Below are 17,410 nucleotides of genomic sequence, written 5' to 3' on the forward strand. Positions count from 1 at the left end.
GCGCTAGTGTTCACCTTTGTTGGAACGCGTGCGACCACGTGAGAAGTGGGCGCGGGAACCGGAGGTGCGGAATGCTGGCGCGGCAACGGCAGGCGGCCATCCTGGAGCGCGTCCGGGCCACCGGCGGCGTCCGGGTGACCGAGCTGGCCGCCGAGTTCGGCGTCTCCGACATGACGATCCGGCGCGACCTGGACACGCTGCACGAGCAGGGCGTGCTGGCCAAGGTGCACGGCGGCGCCACCACGACCGGCCCCGGCTCCACCCACGAGCCGGGCTTCCACGCGAAGTCGGTGCGCCAGCTGCCGGAGAAGGCGGCCATCGCCGCCCGCGCCGCCGAGCTGGTGCGTCCCGGCGCGGCGGTCGCCCTCTCCGCCGGCACCACCACGGCCGAGCTGGCCCGCCGGCTGGTCGACGTGCCGGGGCTGACCGTGGTGACCAATTCTCTGCCGGTCGCCGAGATCCTGCACGCCGGGGACCGCACCGACCAGACCGTGGTGCTCACCGGCGGGGTGCGGACGCCGTCCGACGCGCTGGTCGGGCCCCTCGCGGTCGCGGCGATCCGGTCGCTGCACCTGGACCTGCTCTTCCTCGGCGTGCACGGGATCAGCGAGCGGGCCGGCTTCACCACCCCCAACCTGATGGAGGCCGAGACCGACCGGGCCCTGGTGGCCGCCGCCGACCGGCTGGTCGTGCTCGCGGACCACACCAAGTGGGGCACCGTCGGCATCTCCTCGATCGTCGAGCTGTCCGCCGCCGACGTGCTGGTCACCGACGACCGGCTCGACCCGCAGGCCCGACAGGTGCTCGACGAGCGGGTCGGCGAGCTGGTCCTGGTCGCGGGGGCGGGGACGACGAGCAGATCGGCACCGGGTCGGACGCCGGCCCCGGATCGTGGCCCCGGCCGCGTGGCCGCGCCGACGAGGGAGGGAACGGCGGAGTGAAGCGTACGACGATCGAGCTGGCCGACGGCCGGGAGCTGATCTACTTCGACGAGCGGGACGACGCGGTCCGCGACCAGCCGGACCGGCGCGAGCTTCCGCCGCCGCCGCCCGCGTCCCAGCTGCGGTACGACCCGCTCACCGACGAGTGGGTGGCGGTCGCCGTGCACCGGCAGAGCCGGATCTTCCTCCCCCCGGCCGACCAGTGCCCGCTCTGCCCGTCCCGGGGCGACCGGCTCAGCGAGATCCCGGCCCCGGACTACGACGTGGCCGTCTTCGAGAACCGGTTCCCGTCGCTGAGCCAGCGCATCGCCTCCGAACCGGCGGAGATCACCCCGTTCACCCCGGTCCGGCCGGGCCAGGGGCGGTGCGAGGTGGTCTGCTTCACCGACGACCACCACACCTCGTTCGCCGGCCTGCCGCCGGCCCGGGTACGCACGGTCCTCGACGCCCTCGCCGACCGCACGGCGGCGCTGGCCGAGCTGCCCGGGGTGGAGCAGATCTTCTGCTTCGAGAACCGGGGCGTGGAGATCGGGGTGACCCTGCACCACCCGCACGGCCAGATCTACGCGTACCCGTTCGTCACGCCGCGCACCCGGGCGATGCTCGGCGCGGCCCGCCGCCACGCCGAGCGCACCGGCGGCGGCAACCTCTACGCCGACGTGCTCGCCGCCGAGCGCGCCGCCGGCACACGGGTGGTGGCGGCCAACGAGCACTGGACGGCGTACGTGCCGGCGGCGGCCCGCTGGCCGTTCGAGGTGCACGTCGCGCCGCACCGGCCGGTGCCGGACATCCCCGCCCTGACCGACGCCGAGCGGGACGCGTTCGGCCCGCTCTACCTGGACCTGCTGCGCCGCTTCGACGCCCTGTTCGACATGCCGATGCCGTACATCGCGGCCTGGCACCAGGCGCCGGTGCGGATCGACCGTGAGCTGGGGCACCTGCACCTGCAGCTGTTCAGCATCCGGCGGGCGACGGACAAGCTGAAGTATCTGGCTGGCTCGGAGTCGGGCATGGGGGTGTTCATCAACGACATCGCCCCGGAGCGCGCCGCCGCCCTGCTGAAAGGAGGGGCCCCCTGTTAACGCTTTCTGTATAGCAGGGGCCCCCTGCTAACAGGCGGGGCAGGCGGGGCAGGCGGACGCAGCGCAACAGGGCGCGGGGGGCCCGGGACGGGCCCCCCGCAGGGAAGGGACGGCTGGCTGTGTGCGACAGCCGGGGAGGCTGGCTCATCGGCACTCGTGCCGCGCGGCGACCGCGGTCAACCTCCCTGGACGCGACTGGCACCACGTCCATCCTGCACAACGAGCCACCTCACCCGGGGTGACGGCGCGACGGCCGTAGACGCGGCGAAGCCCGCCGGCGGGCGGCCGGCGGGCTTCGGCGGTACGGCGGTGCGATCAGGCGGCGAGCCGACGCGCCAGGTTCTCGTCCAGCGCGTTCATGAACTCGTCGGTGGTCAGCCACGGGGCGTCGCGCGAGATCAGCAGCGCGAGGTCCTTGGTCATCTGGCCACCCTCGACGGTGTCGATGATGACCTGCTCCAGCGTGTTGGCGAACTCGCTGACCGCCGGGGTGCCGTCCAGCTTGCCCCGGTGGGCCAGGCCCCGGGTCCAGGCGTAGATCGAGGCGATCGGGTTGGTCGAGGTCTTCTCGCCCTTCTGGTACTGCCGGTAGTGCCGGGTCACCGTGCCGTGTGCGGCCTCCGCCTCGACGGTGCGGCCGTCCGGGGTCATCAGGACCGAGGTCATCAGGCCCAGCGAGCCGAAGCCCTGCGCCACGGTGTCGGACTGCACGTCACCGTCGTAGTTCTTGCAGGCCCAGACGAAGCCGCCCTCCCACTTGAGCGCGGCGGCCACCATGTCGTCGATGAGCCGGTGCTCGTAGGTGATGCCGGCGGCCTCGAACTCGGCCTTGAACTCGTTCTCGAACACCTCGGCGAAGATGTCCTTGAACCGGCCGTCGTAAGCCTTGAGGATGGTGTTCTTCGTCGACAGGTAGACCGGGTAGCCGCGGTCCAGGCCGTAGCGCATGGAGGCGCGGGCGAAGTCGCGGATCGAGTCGTCGAAGTTGTACATGCCCATGGTGACGCCGCCGCCGGGGAAGTTGGCGACCTCCATCTCGACCGGGGCGGAGCCGTCGGCCGGGGTGTAGGTGATGGTCACCGTGCCCGGGCCGGGGACGACGAAGTCGGTGGCCTTGTACTGGTCGCCGTGGGCGTGCCGGCCGATGATGATCGGCTTGGTCCAGCCCGGGACGAGACGCGGCACGTTCGACATGATGATCGGCTCGCGGAAGACGACGCCGCCGAGGATGTTGCGGATGGTGCCGTTCGGCGACCGCCACATCTTCTTGAGGCCGAACTCCTCCACTCGCGCCTCGTCCGGGGTGATGGTGGCGCACTTGACGCCGACGCCGTGCTCCTTGATGGCGTTGGCGGCGTCGATGGTGACCTGGTCGTCGGTGGAGTCGCGGTACTGGATCGAGAGGTCGTAGTAGTGCAGGTCGACGTCGAGGTAGGGCAGGATCAGCTGCTCCCGGATCTGCTTCCAGATGATCCGGGTCATCTCGTCGCCGTCGAGCTCAACGACCGGGTTGTTTACCTTGATCTTCGCCATCGACCGGCGCTCCTCTCGGGGGACACGTGCTCAACAGTACGAGCGTACTGGAAACCGGCTCGCAGTCCCCAGCCGGCCCGCGCTGGCCGGGGAAAACGGGATGCACGGCACAGCCGACGGCTGACACGATCGCCGGATGCCGCCGCGCCGCACCCTCGGGTCTATCACGGTCACCGCCCTGACCGACGGGGAGGGGCCGTTCTTCCAGCCGCGCGAGGAGGCGTTCCCGGCCGCCACGGCCGGGCAGTGGGCCGCCGCCGACCGGCGCGACCCGGCCACGGTCACCGACGACGGCCGCTGGTGGCTGCCGTTCCGCTGCTTCGCCCTGCGCGCCGGGGACGGCCCGGTCACCCTGGTCGACGCCGGCATCGGCCCGGCCGACGCGCCCGCCGCGAGCTGGGCCCCGGTGCCCGGACGGCTGCCCGCCGAGCTGGCCGCCGCCGGCATCGACCCGGCCGACGTCCGCACGGTGGTGCTGACCCACCTGCACACCGACCACGTCGGCTGGGCCGTCGTCGGCACCCCCTGGTTCCGCAACGCCGACTACCTCGTCCAGCGCGCCGAGCTGGCCGCCCTCGCCTCGCTCAACCCCGGGCTGGAGGCGGGCCTGGTCGCGCCGTTGCGCGCCGCCGGCCAGCTCCGGGTCCTCGACGGCGACACCCCGCTCACCCCGGGGGTACGCGTGCTGAGCACGCCCGGGCACACCCCCGGCCACCAGTCGGTGCTGGTGGACTCCGGCGACGAGCGGCTGCTGGTCACGGGCGACCTGCTGGTGCACGCGGTCCAGCTCGTCGACCCCGACCTGGCGTACGCCCACGAGGAGCAGCCGGAGACGGCGCGCGCCTCGCGGGCGGCGCTGCTGCGCGACCTGGCCGCGCGGGGCCCGGCGGCCCTGGCCACACCGCACCTGGGCGAGCCGTTCGTGGCGCTCTGAGCGCCGACGGCCCTGCCACATCCCGGCCGCTCGGACGGCGGCGGAAACGGCGAAGGGGCGGGCCCGGCGTCGCCGGCCCGCCCCTTCCGCGGAACTCACATGCTGGCGACGTCGGCCTGCTTCGCGCGGACGGCCTCGGCGGCCTCCTTGAGGCTGGCCAGCTCGTCGGCGTCGAGGTCGGTCTCGACGACCCGCTTGACGCCCTCGGCGCCGATCTGGGCCTCGACGCCCAGGTAGACGCCGGAGATGCCGTACTCGCCGTCGACCCAGGCGCAGACCGGCATGACCTCGCCGGAGTCCTCCGCGACGGCCTTGGCCATCCGGGCGGCGGCGGCCGACGGGGCGTAGTAGGCCGAGCCGGTCTTCAGCAGCGCGACCACCTCGGCGCCGCCGTTGCGGGTCTTGACGACCAGCTCCTCGATCTGCTCGGCCGGCATGGCCTCGCGCAGCGGCTTGCCGTCGACGGTGCTCTGCGACGGCACCGGGACCATGGTGTCGCCGTGCGAGCCCAGGGTCAGCGTCTTCACCGACCGCACCGGCACGCCGAGCGCCTCGGCGACGAAGTTGGTGAACCGGGCGGTGTCGAGCATGCCGGCCTGGCCGAGCACCCGGTTCTTGGGGAACTGGGTGGCGAGCTGGGCCAGCGCGGTCATCTCGTCGAGCGGGTTCGACACGACGATGACGACGGCGTTCGGGGCGTACTTGGCGACGTTCTCGGAGACCTGGCGGACGATCTTGGCGTTCGTCTCCAGCAGGTCCATCCGGCTCATGCCCGGCTTGCGCGGGAGGCCGGCGGTGATCACCACGACGTCCGAGCCCTCGATGGCCTCGTAGCCCTCGCCGTTCGGGCCGGTGGTGACACCGACGACCTTGGTCTCGAAGCCCTCGACGGCCCGCGACTGGTTGAGGTCCAGGGCCAGGCCGGCGGGCTTGCCCTCCACGATGTCGGTGATCACGACGGTGTCGAAGACGTCGTACTCGGCCAGGCGCTGCGCGGTGGTGGAGCCGTAGAAGCCGGCCCCGACGACAGTGACCTTCTTACCCATGGTCGTCCCACTCCCTGTTACCAGTCGTTTTCCGGACCGTATCAGTCATCCTGGCAGCCCACCGGCCAGGGGCGGCGGCCATCGGCGGGATGGGGCGAACGTCACCGTCGCCGGGTTCGCCCCGGCGACTGCCGGGTCGGGCTCAGCCGCGCCCGGCCCGGCAGGGCGGGACGACCCGGCCGCGCCGGACCGGCGGGGGGCTCAGCCGCGCTCGGCCCGCTCCACGACGTTGGTCAGCAGCATGGCGCGCGTCATCGGGCCGACGCCGCCGGGCATCGGGACCACCTTGCCGGCCACCTCGGCGACCTCGGGGTCGACGTCGCCGGTGTAGCGGCCCTTGCCGTCCGCCCCGATCACCCGGGTGATGCCGACGTCGACCACCGTCGCGCCGGGGGTGACCATGTCGGCGGTGAGCAGGCCCGGCACCCCGGCCGCGACGATCACGATCTCGGCCGCGCGGGTGTGGCCGGCGAGGTCGAGCGTGCCGGTGTGGCAGAGGGTGACCGTGGCGTTCTCGCTGCGCCGGGTCAGCAGCAGGCCCAGCGGACGGCCGACGGTGTTGCCCCGGCCCACGACGGCGACGTTCGCGCCGCGCAGCGGCACGTCGTGCCGGCGGAGCAACTCGACGATGCCGCGCGGGGTGCAGGGCAGCGGGCCGTCGTAGCCGAGGACCAGCCGGCCGAGGTTGACCGGGTGCAGGCCGTCGGCGTCCTTGTCGGGGTCGATCATCTCCAGCGCCCGCTGGGTGTCCAGGTGACCGGGCAGCGGAAGCTGGACGATGTAGCCGTGGCAGGCCGGGTCGGCGTTCAGCTCGGCGAGGACGTCGTCGACCTGCTGCTGGGTGGCGTCGGCGGGCAGCTCGCGGCGGATCGAGGCGATCCCCACCTCGGCGCAGTCGCGGTGCTTGCCGTTGACGTACGCCTGGGAGCCCGGATCGGCCCCGACCAGGACCGTGCCCAGCCCGGGGACGACGCCCCGCTCCGCCAGTGCCTTCACCCGCGCCCGCAGCTCGTCCTTGATCTCCGCCGCGGTCGCCTTGCCGTCCAGGATCGTCGCCGTCACGCCCAGATCGTCTCACGTCCGCCCGCCCCGCTGCCTGCGGACCCGGGGCGGGCCGGTCGAGGCAGCGGGGCGGGCGCGGCGGCGGCATCAGCGGCTCGACCCGCCAGGATCGGCGGGTCGAGCCGGCGGGGTCAGTGGAAGAAGTGGCGGGTGCCGGTGAGGTAGAGCGTGACGCCGGCCTCCTTGCAGGCGGCGGCGACCTCCTCGTCGCGGATCGAGCCGCCCGGCTGGACGATCGCCTTCACCCCGGCCGCGATGAGGACCTGCGCGCCATCGGCGAACGGGAAGAACGCGTCCGAGGCGCAGACCGAGCCGACCGCCCGCTCGGCACCGGCCCGGGTGACGGCGAGCTGCGCCGAGTCGACCCGGTTGACCTGGCCCATGCCGACGCCGACGGTCGCGCCGTCCTTCGCCAGCAGGATCGCGTTGCTCTTCACCGCGCGCACCGCCCGCCAGGCGAACGCCAGGTCGCGCAGGGTCGCCTCGTCGGCCGCCTCGCCGGTGGCGAGCCGCCAGTTGGCCGGGTCGTCGCCGTCGGCGTCGACGGCGTCGCGCGTCTGCACCAGCATCCCGCCGGTGACCTGCCGCCACTCCGCCGGCAGCGGGGCGTACGCCGGGGCGCGCAGCAGCCGCAGGTTCTTCTTCGCCCGCAGCAGCTCCAGCGCGTCCTCGTCGAAGCCCGGCGCCACCAGCACCTCGGTGAACACCTCGGCGACCTGCCGGGCCAGCTCGGCGGTCACCGGCCGGTTGACGGCGATCACGCCGCCGTACGCCGACACCGGGTCACACGCGTGCGCCTTGCGGTGCGCGTCGGCGACGTCGGCCCCGACGGCGATCCCGCACGGGTTGGCGTGCTTGATGATCGCCACGGCCGGCCGGTCGGCGAAGTCGTTCGCCGCCCGCCACGCGGCGTCCGCGTCGACGTAGTTGTTGTAGGACATCTCCTTGCCGTGCAGCTGCTCCGCCTGCGCCAGGCCGGCGGGGCTGGCCGGGTCGGCGTAGAGGGCGGCGGCCTGGTGCGGGTTCTCGCCGTAGCGCAGCACCGCCGAGCGGCGCAGCGACAGCCCGGCGAACTCCGGCCACCCGGCGGCGTCGGGGGCGAGCGTGGCCGCGCACCACTGCGCCACGGCCACGTCGTACTCGGCGATGGCGGCGAACGCGCGGGCCGCCAGCACCCGGCGCTGGGCCAGGGTGAACCCGCCCGCGCCGAGGGCGGCCACCAGCTCCGGGTACGCGGCCGGGTCGGTGACCACCGCGACGGACGCGTGGTTCTTGGCGGCGGCGCGCACCATCGCCGGCCCGCCGATGTCGATCTGCTCCACGCACTCCTCGACGTCGGCGCCGGAGGCGACCGTGTCCTGGAACGGGTAGAGGTTCGACACCAGCAGGTCGATGCCGACGATGCCGTGCTCGTCGAGCTGGGCGGCGTGCGCGGGCTTGCGCAGGTCGGCCAGGAGCCCGCCGTGGACCAGCGGGTGCAGGGTCTTGACCCGGCCGTCGAGGATCTCGGGGAAGCCGGTCACCGACTCCACCGGGGTCACCGGCACCCCGGCGGCGGCGACGGTCGACGCGGTGCTGCCGGTCGAGACGATCTCCACGCCGGCCGCGTGCAGGGCCTGGGCCAACTCGACCAGGCCGCTCTTGTCGTAGACGCTGACCAGCGCCCGCCGGATCGGGCGGCGCTCGTCCTGACTGGAACTCACGGGACCGTGACCTTTCTTCCGGTGATCGTCCAACCTTCGCGGACCAGCCGACCGACCTGCTCGACGAGCTGACGCCGCTCGGCGGACTTGATGCGCTCGGTGAGCGTCTCCTCGTCGTCGTCGTCGCACACGGGGACGGCGACCTGGGCCACGATCGGCCCGGTGTCCATGCCGGCGTCGACGAAGAAGAGGGTGGCCCCGGTGATCTTGACGCCGTAGGCGAGGGCGTCGCGGGGGCCGTGGATGCCGGGGAACGCCGGCAGCAGCGTGTTGTGGGTGTTGAGGTAGCGGTCGCCGAAGGCGGCGAGGAACTCCGGGCCGACCAGCTTGAGGAAGCCGGCGGAGACCACCAGGTCGGGACGGTGCGCGGCGACCTGCCTGGTCAGCGCGGCGTCCCAGTCCGCCCGGGTGGGGTGGTCCTTCACCCGCTCGACGAAGGTCGGCACCCCGGCGGCGGCGGCCCGGTCCAGGCCCGCGATCCCGTCACGGTCCGCGCCCACGGCGACGACCCGGGCACCGTACGCGGGGTCGGCGGCGGCGTCGAGCAGCGCCTGGAGGTTGCTCCCGGAGCCGGAGACGAGGACGACGATGCGGGCGACGGACGCGGGCTCGGTCACGCGGCCACCCTATCGGGCAGGTCGGGCCCACCCCCGGGCGGGCGTCCAGGTCGGGGCCGCGCGGGGCAGACGGCCCGGGGCCGCACAGCAACCCGCGGGGCGGCCAGGTCCGGGCCGAAATCGGTGACACTTCCTGTCGCCCGGACCCTGTACGCTGCCGGTCGCTCGGTGCCCGGCGCAGGCCGGGTCCCGCACCTGTCAGTGACGCGACACGCGCGGTGTGTCGACGGAATGAGGAGCACCCAGGATGCAGCCCGGTTACCAGTCCCCCCAACCGCAACAGATCAATAACAACATGACGATGTCCATCGTGGCCATCTTCCTGTTCTGGCCGCTGGCCATCCCCGCCATCATCAACGCGTCGAAGGTCAACCCGCTGATCCAGCAGGGTGACTACGCGGGGGCGCAGGCGGCGGCGGCCGAGTCGAAGAAGTGGTCCAAGTGGGCCCTGATCGTCGGCATCGTCTGGCTCGTGATCGTCCTCGTGTGCTGCGCGCTGGGTGGTCTTGCCGGGATCATGGGTGGAGCCAGCAGCACCAGCAGCTACTGATTCAGCCCGAAGCAAGGAGCACCGACGCATGCAGCCCGGTCAGGACCCGTACGGCCAGCAGCCACACGACCCGAACCAGCCGCAGTACCACGACCCGTACGCCCCGCCGCCCCCGGCGCCGTACGGGCAGCAGCCGACATCGGGTCAGCCGTACGGGCAGGACCCGTACGCCTCGCCGCCCCCGCCGCCGTACGGGCAGCCCACCTCGGGCCAGCCGTACGGACAGGACCCGTATGCTCAGCAGCCGCCCTACGGGGCCGCGCCGGGCTACCCGAACGCCGGCTACCCGCAGCCGCAGGGGCAGAACAACACCCTCGGCCTGGTGTCGATGATCCTCGGCATCGCGTCGATCCCGCTGGTCTGCTGCCTCTACCTGGGCGTCCCGGTCGGCATCGCCGCCGTGGTCACCGGCTACCTGGGCCAGCAGAAGGCGGCGCAGGGGCTGGCCAGCAACGGCAGCCAGGCCAAGACCGGCCTGATCTGTGGTGCGATCGGCGCCGGGCTCGGCGTCCTGCTGTTCATCCTCGGCATCGTGGGGAACGTGACCCTGCCCACCACCTGAGGCGGGCACCAGGCCACCTGGTCGCACGGCATGCGAGGGGCGTTCCGGAGTTCTCCGGGGCGCCCCTCGACGCATCCCGCCCGCCTCGCGCAGGTGTGAGCGGGGCGCCCCTCTCTACCGTATGCGTTAAGAGGGGGCCCTTCCTTTCCCGCGCAGCGCGCGGGTGGCGGCGGCGCCGAGCAGGGCACCGGCCGCGATCACGGCGGTGGCCACCCCGGCCACCTGCCAGCCGACCGGGCCGATCTCGGCCAGCCGGCCGCCGCCGAGCGGGCCGCCGGAGACCGCCGCGAGCGCGCCGAGCAGCAGCCCGGCGACCGGGCCGGCCAGCGCCGCCGGGGCGAGCAGGGCCGGCCAGGCCACCTCGGCGCGGTCCTCGGCGGCGATCCGCAGCAGCCGGCGGGCGAGCAGCCACCCGGCGGCCATACCGGCCAGGACGGGCACGGCGAGCAGGCCCGCACCGTAGCCGTCGACGGGCCCGCTGGGCAGCCCCGCCAGCAGCGGCACGGCCGGCAGCGCGCCGACGGAGACCTCGCTGGTGCGTACGGCGGTGTCGACGCCGACGGCGAACCCGGGGCCGAGCAGGTAGCTGGCCGACCAGATCGTCGCGTTCGGCGCGTAGGCGAGGCTGACCAGGGTGATCCCGGCCTGCCCGGCCACCCCGGTGCGGTAGGCGCCGATCATGTCGGCGGCGTCGCCGCCCCCGGTGGCCACCGCGAGCCCCGCTGCTCCGGCCCCCGCGCCGAGCAGCAGCAGCCCGGCGACGAGGCCGGTGCGCACCCCGTCCCGGAGCTGCGTGGGGGCCCGGGCGGCGAGCAGGCGGGCCACGGCGGTGGTCCGCAGCGCCCCGGCCAGGGCCGCGAGCGTGCCGACGAGGGCGAACGTCGCCCCGGCGCGGGCCGGGGCGGCACCGGCGGGCACGGCAGCGAGCGCGCCGAGCAGCGCGTACCCGATGCCGACCGCGCCGGCGGCGGTGAGCGCCTGGCGCGGGGAGCCCCCGCCCCGCGCCCCGATGGCCCGGCTGGCGTGCACCCCGGCGCGGGTGAGCCGCCAGACGGCCAGCGCGGTCAGCGCGAGCGGGGTCAGGCCGAACGGCCCGGCGTCGGTGGTGAGCGGGACGCCGTGGCCGAGCAGCCAGCCGGCGAGCCCGGCGCGCAGCGCGCCGGTGACGGAGCCGGCGTCCTCGGTGAGCTGGGCGAGCCCGAGCACGAGGGCGACCGGCAGGTAGGAGGTGAGCGCGGCCCAGGCTGCGGCGACCCCGGCGGCCACCGCGAGCGGGGCCCGACCGCGGGGGGACTCCCCGGGCCGGGGCGCGGGCCCCCGGGGGCCCGGGACGCGGCCGGCGGGCCGGGCGTCGGCGCCGACCCTGGCGGCCGGGCGGCGGGGCTGGTCAGGGGTGACGGAGGACATCGGCTCTACTCTGGCACGTCGCGCCGTCGCGGGCAGTCCGATACCGCCCCCGACCGGCCGGAAGTTCGGTGATCCACCGACCTGGCACCCCCGATCCGGTCTAGCCTCGGCCCCAGGACGCGAATTCCTGTCGCGGCCGCGGACCGCTCGGAGGAAGCCGTGAATGCTCCGTATCCACCGCCCCCTGCGCAGGCCGGGGGCCGGGACCGCACCACGCTGTGGGGCGTGCTCGGCATCATCCTGGGCCTGCTCTGCTGCGGCATCCTGGGGATCATCTTCGGGTACCTGTCGATCCGGGACGCCAAGCGGTACGGCCAGTCCCCGGTGCTGGGTTACCTCGCCATCGCGTTCGGCGTGATCAACATCATCGGCAGCGCGATCCTGCGGGCGAGCGGCAACTACCCGTTCTGGAACAACAACTGACCCGTCAATGCGCGACGATCGGGCGACGTGACGACGCGAGGGGGCCGACCGGCTCGGTCGACCCCCTCGGCGCGTCTCGCGGCGGTCAGCCGGCGGACATGATCTCCCGCATGAGCTTGGCGGTCTCGGTCGGGGTCTTGCCGACCTTCACGCCGACGGCCTCCAGCGCCTCCTTCTTCGCCTCGGCGGTGCCCGCCGAGCCGGAGATGATCGCGCCGGCGTGGCCCATGGTCTTGCCGGGGGGCGCGGTGAAGCCGGCGATGTAGCCGACCACCGGCTTGGTGACGTGGGACTTGATGAACTCGGCGGCCCGCTCCTCGGCGTCGCCGCCGATCTCGCCGATCATCACGATGGCGTCGGTGTCCGGGTCGGCCTCGAACGCGGCCAGGGCGTCGATGTGGGTGGTCCCGATGATCGGGTCACCGCCGATGCCGACGCAGGTCGAGAAGCCGATGTCGCGCAGCTCGTACATCATCTGGTAGGTCAGGGTGCCGCTCTTGCTGACCAGGCCGATGCGGCCGGAGCCGGTGATGTCGGCCGGGATGATGCCGGCGTTGGACGCGCCCGGCGAGGCGATGCCGGGGCAGTTCGGCCCGATGATCCGGGTGCGCTCGCCCTTGGCCACGTTGTACGCCCAGAAGGCGGCGGTGTCGTGCACCGGCACGCCCTCGGTGATGACCACGGCCAGCGGGATCCCGGCGTCGATCGCCTCGATCACGGCGGCCTTGGTGAACTGCGGCGGGACGAAGATGACCGTCACGTCGGCGCCGGTCTCGGCCATCGCGTCGGCGACGGTCGCGAAGACCGGCAGCGCGGTGCCGTCGAAGTCGACGCTCTGGCCCGCCTTGCGCGGGTTGGTGCCGCCGACGACGTTCGTGCCGGCGGCGAGCATCCGCCGGGTGTGCTTGGAACCCTCGGAGCCGGTCATCCCCTGCACGATGACCTTCGAGTCCTTGGTCAGCCAGATAGCCATTGTCAGACCCCCGCAGCCGCCAGCTCGGCGGCCCGCTCGGCCGCGCCGTCCATGGTGTCGACCCGCTGCACCAGCGGGTTGTTCGCGCCGTCGAGGATCGCCCGGCCGGCCTCGGCGTTGTTGCCGTCCAGCCGGACGACGAGCGGCTTGGTGACCTTCTCGCCGCGCTGCTCCAGCAGGGCCAGCGCCTGCACGATGCCGTTGGCGACCTCGTCGCAGGCGGTGATGCCGCCGAAGACGTTGACGAAGACGCTGCGCACCGACGGGTCGGACAGGACGATCTCCAGCCCGTTGGCCATCACCGCGGCGCTCGCGCCGCCGCCGATGTCGAGGAAGTTGGCCGGCTTGACGTTGCCGTGCCGCTCGCCCGCGTAGGCCACGACGTCGAGGGTGGACATGACCAGGCCCGCGCCGTTGCCGATGATGCCGACCTCGCCGTCGAGCTTGACGTAGTTGAGGTCCTTCTCCTTCGCGGCCTGCTCCAGCGGGTCCACGGCGGCCTGGTCGACGAGCGCCTCGTGGTCCGGGTGCCGGAACGCGGCGTTCTCGTCCAGGGTGACCTTCGCGTCGAGCAGCAGCAGCTTGCCGTCGCCGGTCTTGGCCAGCGGGTTCACCTCGACCAGCGTGGCGTCCTCGGCGACGAACGCCTGCCACAGGCCCACGGCGACCTCGACGACCTGGTCGGCGACGTCGGCCGGGAAGCCGGCGGCGGTGACGATCTCGCGGGCCTTCGCCTCGTCGACGCCCTTGACGGCGTCGATCGGGGCCTTGACGACCTTGTCCGGGGTGTCGGCGGCGACCTGCTCGATGTCCATGCCGCCGGCGACGCTGGCGATGCAGAGGAAGGTGCGGTTCGCCCGGTCGAGCAGGTAGGAGAAGTAGTACTCCTCGGCCACGTCCGCCGTCACGGTGATCATGACCTTGTGGACCGTGTGACCCTTGATGTCCATGCCGAGGATGTCGGTGGCGCGGGCCACCGTCTCATCCGTGCCCTCGGCCAGCTTGACGCCGCCGGCCTTGCCACGGCCACCGACCTTCACCTGTGCCTTGACGACCACCCGGCCGCCGAGGCGTTCGGCGATCGCGCGGGCCTCCTCCGGGGTGTTGGCGACGCCGCCGGCCAGCACGGGCAAGCCGTGCCGCTCGAACAGGTCCCGCCCCTGGTACTCGTACAGGTCCACGATTGCGCGTCCCGTCCCGTCTCCGCGGCGCGCCGTCGCGCCGCCACCAGCGTTGTGGAATCAGTTTGACGCCTGTCATCAGTTGAAACAGGCCATTGGGCGCAGCCTAGCGAGGTCGGCACCGGCGGCAACCGAGCGGGTGCGCGGTGTGCCCTACTCCACAACCAGCGGGATCGCGGCCGTCGGCGGGGTGCGCAACAGCGCGCGTGGGAATTCCGCAGACGATGTTCCCAGGTCGGCGTAACCCCACGGTCAGGGCGTCGTTGAGTCAGGTGTCGGAGTGCTGCTGAGCGCGAAGACGGGAGACGGCCGATGCCCTGTCGGTCGAGGGGTGGCGGCGGGGCATCGTGCATAGAGGGGCCGGACGTGTGAGGGGTGCGTCCGGCCCCTCCCCCTGCCCGGGGAAAGGTGCCGGGGCGCGGGTCAGGCGACCGGCTGGGCCACGTTGGCCCGCACCCACTCGACGATCGACTGCGTGGTCGCGCCCGGGGTGAAGATCTTCTTGACGCCGAGCTGCTCCAGCTCGGGGATGTCGGCGTCGGGGACGATGCCGCCGCCGAAGACGACGATGTCCTGCGCGTCCCGCTCGCCCAGCAGCTCGACGACCCGCCGGAACAGGGTCATGTGCGCGCCGGAGAGCACCGAGAGCCCGACCGCGTCGGCGTCCTCCTGGATGGCCGTCTCGACGATCTGCTCCGGGGTCTGGTGCAGGCCGGTGTAGATGACCTCCATGCCGGCGTCGCGGAGGGCGCGGGCGACGACCTTGGCCCCCCGGTCGTGGCCGTCGAGGCCCGGCTTCGCGACGACGACCCGGATACGAGAGCTCATCAGCGGACACCTTTCGAGGGCGCTACGACTGTCACCTGAACGAACGGTAACCCGGCGGGTCGTCGGCAGGGAATCCGACCGGCCCTTCGAAGGAGGAGCCTAGGGGTCCGGGGCGGGGGGTCGGACATTCGGGCGACAGCGGTCACGGTGCGCGACGAACGGGCAGGTGAGGGCACGTATGACCAAGTGACGAGGCGTGACAATAAAGGACGTAAACGGACAGATCGACACGCCAATTACCCCGTCTGGCTTGTGACGGGCGTGGTGGTTGGCTACCGTGTCCACGGTTGTCATCAGGTCCACGGACGGGTGACGACGCGGCCAGCCGACGTTCACCACCGCTTCACGAGCGCCGGCCGACCGCATCGGAACCCCGACAACGGAGGGTGTGCGTGCGCCAGCGCCTGTCGTCTGAGCCCGATCGATATCGCGGCCGCCGCCGCGTACCCACCCCGCCGCGGAGCCGCTACGCCGCCGTCGTCACCACCGCGTTCGTCGGTGCCGGCATCGTCGCGATCGGCGCGGGAGCCCTGCCGGACGCCAAGAGCGTCAGCCCGTCGGTCCTCGACGAGCTGAAGCAGGCCTCCATCACCAGCCAGGACGCGGCGGCCCGCGCGGACTCCGCCGACCGGGCCTCCCGCGACAGCCGGGTCGAGACGAAGGCGGCCGGCGAGCAGGAGACCTGGCTCCTGCCGCTGCAGGGCTACGACTTCAACTCCCCCTACGGCATGCGCTGGGGCAAGCTGCACACCGGGATCGACCTGGTGGCCCCCGAGGGCACCCCGTACGTGGCCATCCACGAGGGCACCGTCACCAAGGCCGGCTGGTTCGGCGGCTATGGCTACGCGGTGATCGTCAAGCACGCCGACGGCACCGAGGCCATCTACGGCCACTCCTCCGCGGTGAGCGTCAAGGAGGGGCAGCAGGTCAAGGCCGGCGACCAGCTCGGCCTGGTCGGCAACACGGGCCACTCCTACGGCTCCCACCTGCACCTGGAGATCCATGTCAACGGGGACCCGCTGGACCCGGTGCCGTGGCTGCTGGAGCGCGGAGTGGACATCAAGATGCAAATCGAGCTGTACTACAGCGACGTAGCCGCTTCCTGACGCTACGCATCGACCGTTGACCGCCCGGATCAGCCGATCCGGGCGGTTCTTCGTGTTGCGCCCGCGCCGGAATGTCTGCTGCGTCACAGGCCCTGATGTGACCAGCCACACATCGCTGGTGATCAATTATCCGGACGGGCGGGTCGACCACGGGACGCTACGGACACCGTCCTCCCGCGCCCACGCCGGTTCCCCAGTCCCCCCACCCGCCTCCTCACCAGCACGAACACCAGTATTTCGAGGTCCACGTCCCCTCGAAGGTGTAGGTCCGCCGTGCACGAAGAGAACATCCGCAACAGCAGCACCCCCGACGCGCCCGCCCGCCACCGGATGCGCCCCCGGCCCGGCACCCGGGCCCTGGTCGTCGGCGCGGTCGCCCTGCTCGGGCTCGGTCTCGCCGGTGCCGCCGTCGCCACCACCGCCGGCGACGACCCGGCCCCCGCCACCGTGGCGGTCGACGCCCCGGCCCGCGCCGAGGCCGCCGCCCGCGCCGACCGCGCCGCCCGTGAGTCGGCCAGCCCCGCCGCCAGTCCCAGCACCGTCTCGCCGAGCCCGTCGAGCGCCAGCCCCAGCCCGACGGCGACGAAGGCCAGCGCCAAGCCGAAGCCCAAGCCCAAGCCGACCCCGAAGCCCGCGCCGAAGAAGACCAGCAAGCCCGCACCCGCCTGGGTCATCCCGATGGCGGGGGCGACGATCACCTCCTGCTACGGCCCGCGCGGGGGTGCCCTGCACGCCGGCATCGACTTCGCCATGCCCGCCGGCACCCCGATCCACGCCGCCGCCGCAGGCACGGTCGTGAAGGCCGGCGACGTCGGCGACGGCTACGGCATCTCCGTCTTCGTCGACCACGGCAACGGCTACCTGACCCACTACGCCCACCAGAGCCGCACCGCCGTCGGCGTCGGCGACAAGGTCAAGGCGGGCCAGGTCATCGGCTACGAGGGCTCCACCGGCGACTCGACCGGCCCGCACCTGCACTTCGAGGTGCACGAGGGCCAGATGTGGAACCAGATCGACCCGGCGCCGTTCCTGCGCGCCCGGGGCATCGACGTGGCCTGCTGACCGCCCGGCGACGCGCCGGCCGCCGAAGGGAACCACCGGCGGCCGGCGCACCGGTCAGCCCAGTTGCTGCGCCAGCCTGTCGAGGCCGCCCCGGATCAGCTGCCCGTAGGCGTCGTCGCCGAGCGCGCCGATGCCCGCCCGCGCCTGCCGGAGGCACTCGCGGGCCCGGTCGAGGTCGCCGAGCCGGCGGTAGCACTCACCGAGGTTGAGGTGCAGCGACGGATAGAGAGCGGCCACCGACATCGGCACCCCGGCCTGCGCCACCCGGTCGTCGGTGAGCAGGTCGGCCGCCGCCAGGGCACGCTGGTCCCAGAGCAGTTCCTCGCGCCGGCCCTGCTGGTGGTGCAACTGCACGCCCTCGTTGATCCGGGTGAGCGTCTCGTCCATGGTCGTCGGCCGG

Annotated in this window: 18 protein-coding genes; 8 read left to right on the forward strand and 10 right to left on the reverse strand. The window is 73.2% G+C overall.

Going from position 1 to position 17,410, the window contains the following annotated elements:
- The first annotated feature begins 71 nt into the window (after positions 1-71).
- Positions 72-941, forward strand: coding sequence for a DeoR/GlpR family DNA-binding transcription regulator (locus tag ACVMYR_RS11965; protein WP_043965718.1), 870 nt, complete (start codon positions 72-74; stop codon positions 939-941).
- Positions 938-2,023 (forward strand): galactose-1-phosphate uridylyltransferase, encoded by a 1,086-nt coding sequence (gene galT / locus ACVMYR_RS11970; RefSeq protein ID WP_077938375.1) that lies wholly within the window; start codon positions 938-940, stop codon positions 2,021-2,023. The genes ACVMYR_RS11965 and galT overlap by 4 nt, the downstream gene beginning before the upstream one ends.
- Before the next feature lie 315 nt (positions 2,024-2,338).
- Here galT and ACVMYR_RS11975 read toward each other — a convergent pair whose 3' ends face one another.
- A complete protein-coding gene (locus tag ACVMYR_RS11975) occupies positions 2,339-3,556 on the reverse strand; it encodes an NADP-dependent isocitrate dehydrogenase (protein ID WP_077938374.1) in 1,218 nt (405 codons plus the stop codon).
- 136 nt (positions 3,557-3,692) lie between these two features.
- Between ACVMYR_RS11975 and ACVMYR_RS11980 the strand changes: the two genes are divergently transcribed.
- Entirely contained in the window at positions 3,693-4,490 is a 798-nt protein-coding gene (locus ACVMYR_RS11980) for an MBL fold metallo-hydrolase (RefSeq protein WP_363628864.1), read from the forward strand.
- 95 nt (positions 4,491-4,585) lie between these two features.
- Here ACVMYR_RS11980 and mdh read toward each other — a convergent pair whose 3' ends face one another.
- The 4 genes from mdh to purN all read right to left on the reverse strand — a co-directional run bounded on the left by mdh (position 4,586) and on the right by purN (position 8,918).
- A complete protein-coding gene (gene mdh, locus ACVMYR_RS11985; protein ID WP_043965712.1) occupies positions 4,586-5,536 on the reverse strand; it encodes a malate dehydrogenase in 951 nt (316 codons plus the stop codon).
- A gap of 201 nt (positions 5,537-5,737) precedes the next feature.
- Entirely contained in the window at positions 5,738-6,598 is an 861-nt protein-coding gene (locus ACVMYR_RS11990; RefSeq protein WP_043965711.1) for a bifunctional methylenetetrahydrofolate dehydrogenase/methenyltetrahydrofolate cyclohydrolase, read from the reverse strand.
- Between the two features lie 131 nt (positions 6,599-6,729).
- Positions 6,730-8,301 (reverse strand): bifunctional phosphoribosylaminoimidazolecarboxamide formyltransferase/IMP cyclohydrolase, encoded by a 1,572-nt coding sequence (purH, locus tag ACVMYR_RS11995; protein WP_457121836.1) that lies wholly within the window; start codon positions 8,299-8,301, stop codon positions 6,730-6,732.
- Entirely contained in the window at positions 8,298-8,918 is a 621-nt protein-coding gene (gene purN / locus ACVMYR_RS12000) for a phosphoribosylglycinamide formyltransferase (protein ID WP_229404680.1), read from the reverse strand. Before purN ends, purH begins: the two co-directional genes overlap by 4 nt.
- Positions 8,919-9,213: 295 nt before the next feature.
- On the opposite strand from purN, the gene ACVMYR_RS12005 reads away from it, so the two are divergent.
- Together ACVMYR_RS12005 and ACVMYR_RS12010 are read left to right on the forward strand one after the other, a co-directional pair.
- The gene (locus ACVMYR_RS12005; RefSeq protein ID WP_228986539.1) at positions 9,214-9,468 is read left to right on the forward strand and encodes a CD225/dispanin family protein; all 255 of its coding nucleotides are present in this window, start codon (positions 9,214-9,216) and stop codon (positions 9,466-9,468) included.
- A gap of 28 nt (positions 9,469-9,496) precedes the next feature.
- Complete coding sequence (locus ACVMYR_RS12010) at positions 9,497-10,030, forward strand: DUF4190 domain-containing protein (RefSeq protein ID WP_363628788.1); 534 nt, start codon at positions 9,497-9,499, stop codon at positions 10,028-10,030.
- Between the two features lie 126 nt (positions 10,031-10,156).
- On the opposite strand, the gene ACVMYR_RS12015 is transcribed toward ACVMYR_RS12010, so the two are convergent.
- Complete coding sequence (locus tag ACVMYR_RS12015) at positions 10,157-11,437, reverse strand: cell division protein PerM (protein ID WP_396793161.1); 1,281 nt, start codon at positions 11,435-11,437, stop codon at positions 10,157-10,159.
- Positions 11,438-11,596: 159 nt separating this feature from the next.
- On the opposite strand from ACVMYR_RS12015, the gene ACVMYR_RS12020 reads away from it, so the two are divergent.
- Positions 11,597-11,860: a hypothetical protein gene (locus ACVMYR_RS12020; RefSeq protein ID WP_043965704.1), complete on the forward strand. Its 264-nt coding sequence runs from the start codon at positions 11,597-11,599 to the stop codon at positions 11,858-11,860.
- 85 nt (positions 11,861-11,945) lie between these two features.
- On the opposite strand, the gene sucD is transcribed toward ACVMYR_RS12020, so the two are convergent.
- The 3 genes from sucD to ACVMYR_RS12035 form a co-directional block, all read right to left on the reverse strand.
- Positions 11,946-12,833, reverse strand: coding sequence for a succinate--CoA ligase subunit alpha (gene sucD / locus ACVMYR_RS12025; RefSeq protein WP_077938369.1), 888 nt, complete (start codon positions 12,831-12,833; stop codon positions 11,946-11,948).
- 2 nt (positions 12,834-12,835) lie between these two features.
- A complete protein-coding gene (gene sucC / locus ACVMYR_RS12030; RefSeq protein WP_043965701.1) occupies positions 12,836-14,014 on the reverse strand; it encodes an ADP-forming succinate--CoA ligase subunit beta in 1,179 nt (392 codons plus the stop codon).
- Positions 14,015-14,437: 423 nt separating this feature from the next.
- On the reverse strand, positions 14,438-14,842 hold the full coding sequence (locus tag ACVMYR_RS12035) for a cobalamin B12-binding domain-containing protein (protein WP_043965699.1): 405 nt from the start codon (positions 14,840-14,842) through the stop codon (positions 14,438-14,440).
- A gap of 392 nt (positions 14,843-15,234) precedes the next feature.
- Here ACVMYR_RS12035 and ACVMYR_RS12040 point away from each other — a divergent pair, with 392 nt between their 5' ends.
- Both ACVMYR_RS12040 and ACVMYR_RS12045 read left to right on the forward strand, forming a co-directional pair.
- A complete protein-coding gene (locus tag ACVMYR_RS12040) occupies positions 15,235-15,948 on the forward strand; it encodes a M23 family metallopeptidase (RefSeq protein ID WP_077938368.1) in 714 nt (237 codons plus the stop codon).
- Between the two features lie 330 nt (positions 15,949-16,278).
- Entirely contained in the window at positions 16,279-17,010 is a 732-nt protein-coding gene (locus ACVMYR_RS12045) for a M23 family metallopeptidase (RefSeq protein WP_457122045.1), read from the forward strand.
- A gap of 54 nt (positions 17,011-17,064) precedes the next feature.
- Here ACVMYR_RS12045 and ACVMYR_RS12050 read toward each other — a convergent pair whose 3' ends face one another.
- A complete protein-coding gene (locus ACVMYR_RS12050; protein WP_091276312.1) occupies positions 17,065-17,397 on the reverse strand; it encodes a tetratricopeptide repeat protein in 333 nt (110 codons plus the stop codon).
- Between the last annotated feature and the right edge of the window lie 13 nt (positions 17,398-17,410).

It is taken from the genome of Micromonospora sp. PTRAS2, from assembly GCF_054052245.1.

Coding starts and splice junctions, on each gene's coding strand:
- ACVMYR_RS11965 (WP_043965718.1), top strand. CDS start 72: ATGCTGGCGCGGCAACGGCAGGCGGCCATCCTGGAGCGCGTCCGGGCC.
- ACVMYR_RS11975 (WP_077938374.1), bottom strand. CDS start 3,556: ATGGCGAAGATCAAGGTAAACAACCCGGTCGTTGAGCTCGACGGCGAC.
- ACVMYR_RS11980 (WP_363628864.1), top strand. CDS start 3,693: ATGCCGCCGCGCCGCACCCTCGGGTCTATCACGGTCACCGCCCTGACC.
- mdh (WP_043965712.1), bottom strand. CDS start 5,536: ATGGGTAAGAAGGTCACTGTCGTCGGGGCCGGCTTCTACGGCTCCACC.
- ACVMYR_RS12005 (WP_228986539.1), top strand. CDS start 9,214: ATGACGATGTCCATCGTGGCCATCTTCCTGTTCTGGCCGCTGGCCATC.
- ACVMYR_RS12010 (WP_363628788.1), top strand. CDS start 9,497: ATGCAGCCCGGTCAGGACCCGTACGGCCAGCAGCCACACGACCCGAAC.
- ACVMYR_RS12015 (WP_396793161.1), bottom strand. CDS start 11,437: ATGTCCTCCGTCACCCCTGACCAGCCCCGCCGCCCGGCCGCCAGGGTC.
- sucD (WP_077938369.1), bottom strand. CDS start 12,833: ATGGCTATCTGGCTGACCAAGGACTCGAAGGTCATCGTGCAGGGGATG.
- ACVMYR_RS12035 (WP_043965699.1), bottom strand. CDS start 14,842: ATGAGCTCTCGTATCCGGGTCGTCGTCGCGAAGCCGGGCCTCGACGGC.
- ACVMYR_RS12045 (WP_457122045.1), top strand. CDS start 16,279: ATGCGCCCCCGGCCCGGCACCCGGGCCCTGGTCGTCGGCGCGGTCGCC.
- ACVMYR_RS12050 (WP_091276312.1), bottom strand. CDS start 17,397: ATGGACGAGACGCTCACCCGGATCAACGAGGGCGTGCAGTTGCACCAC.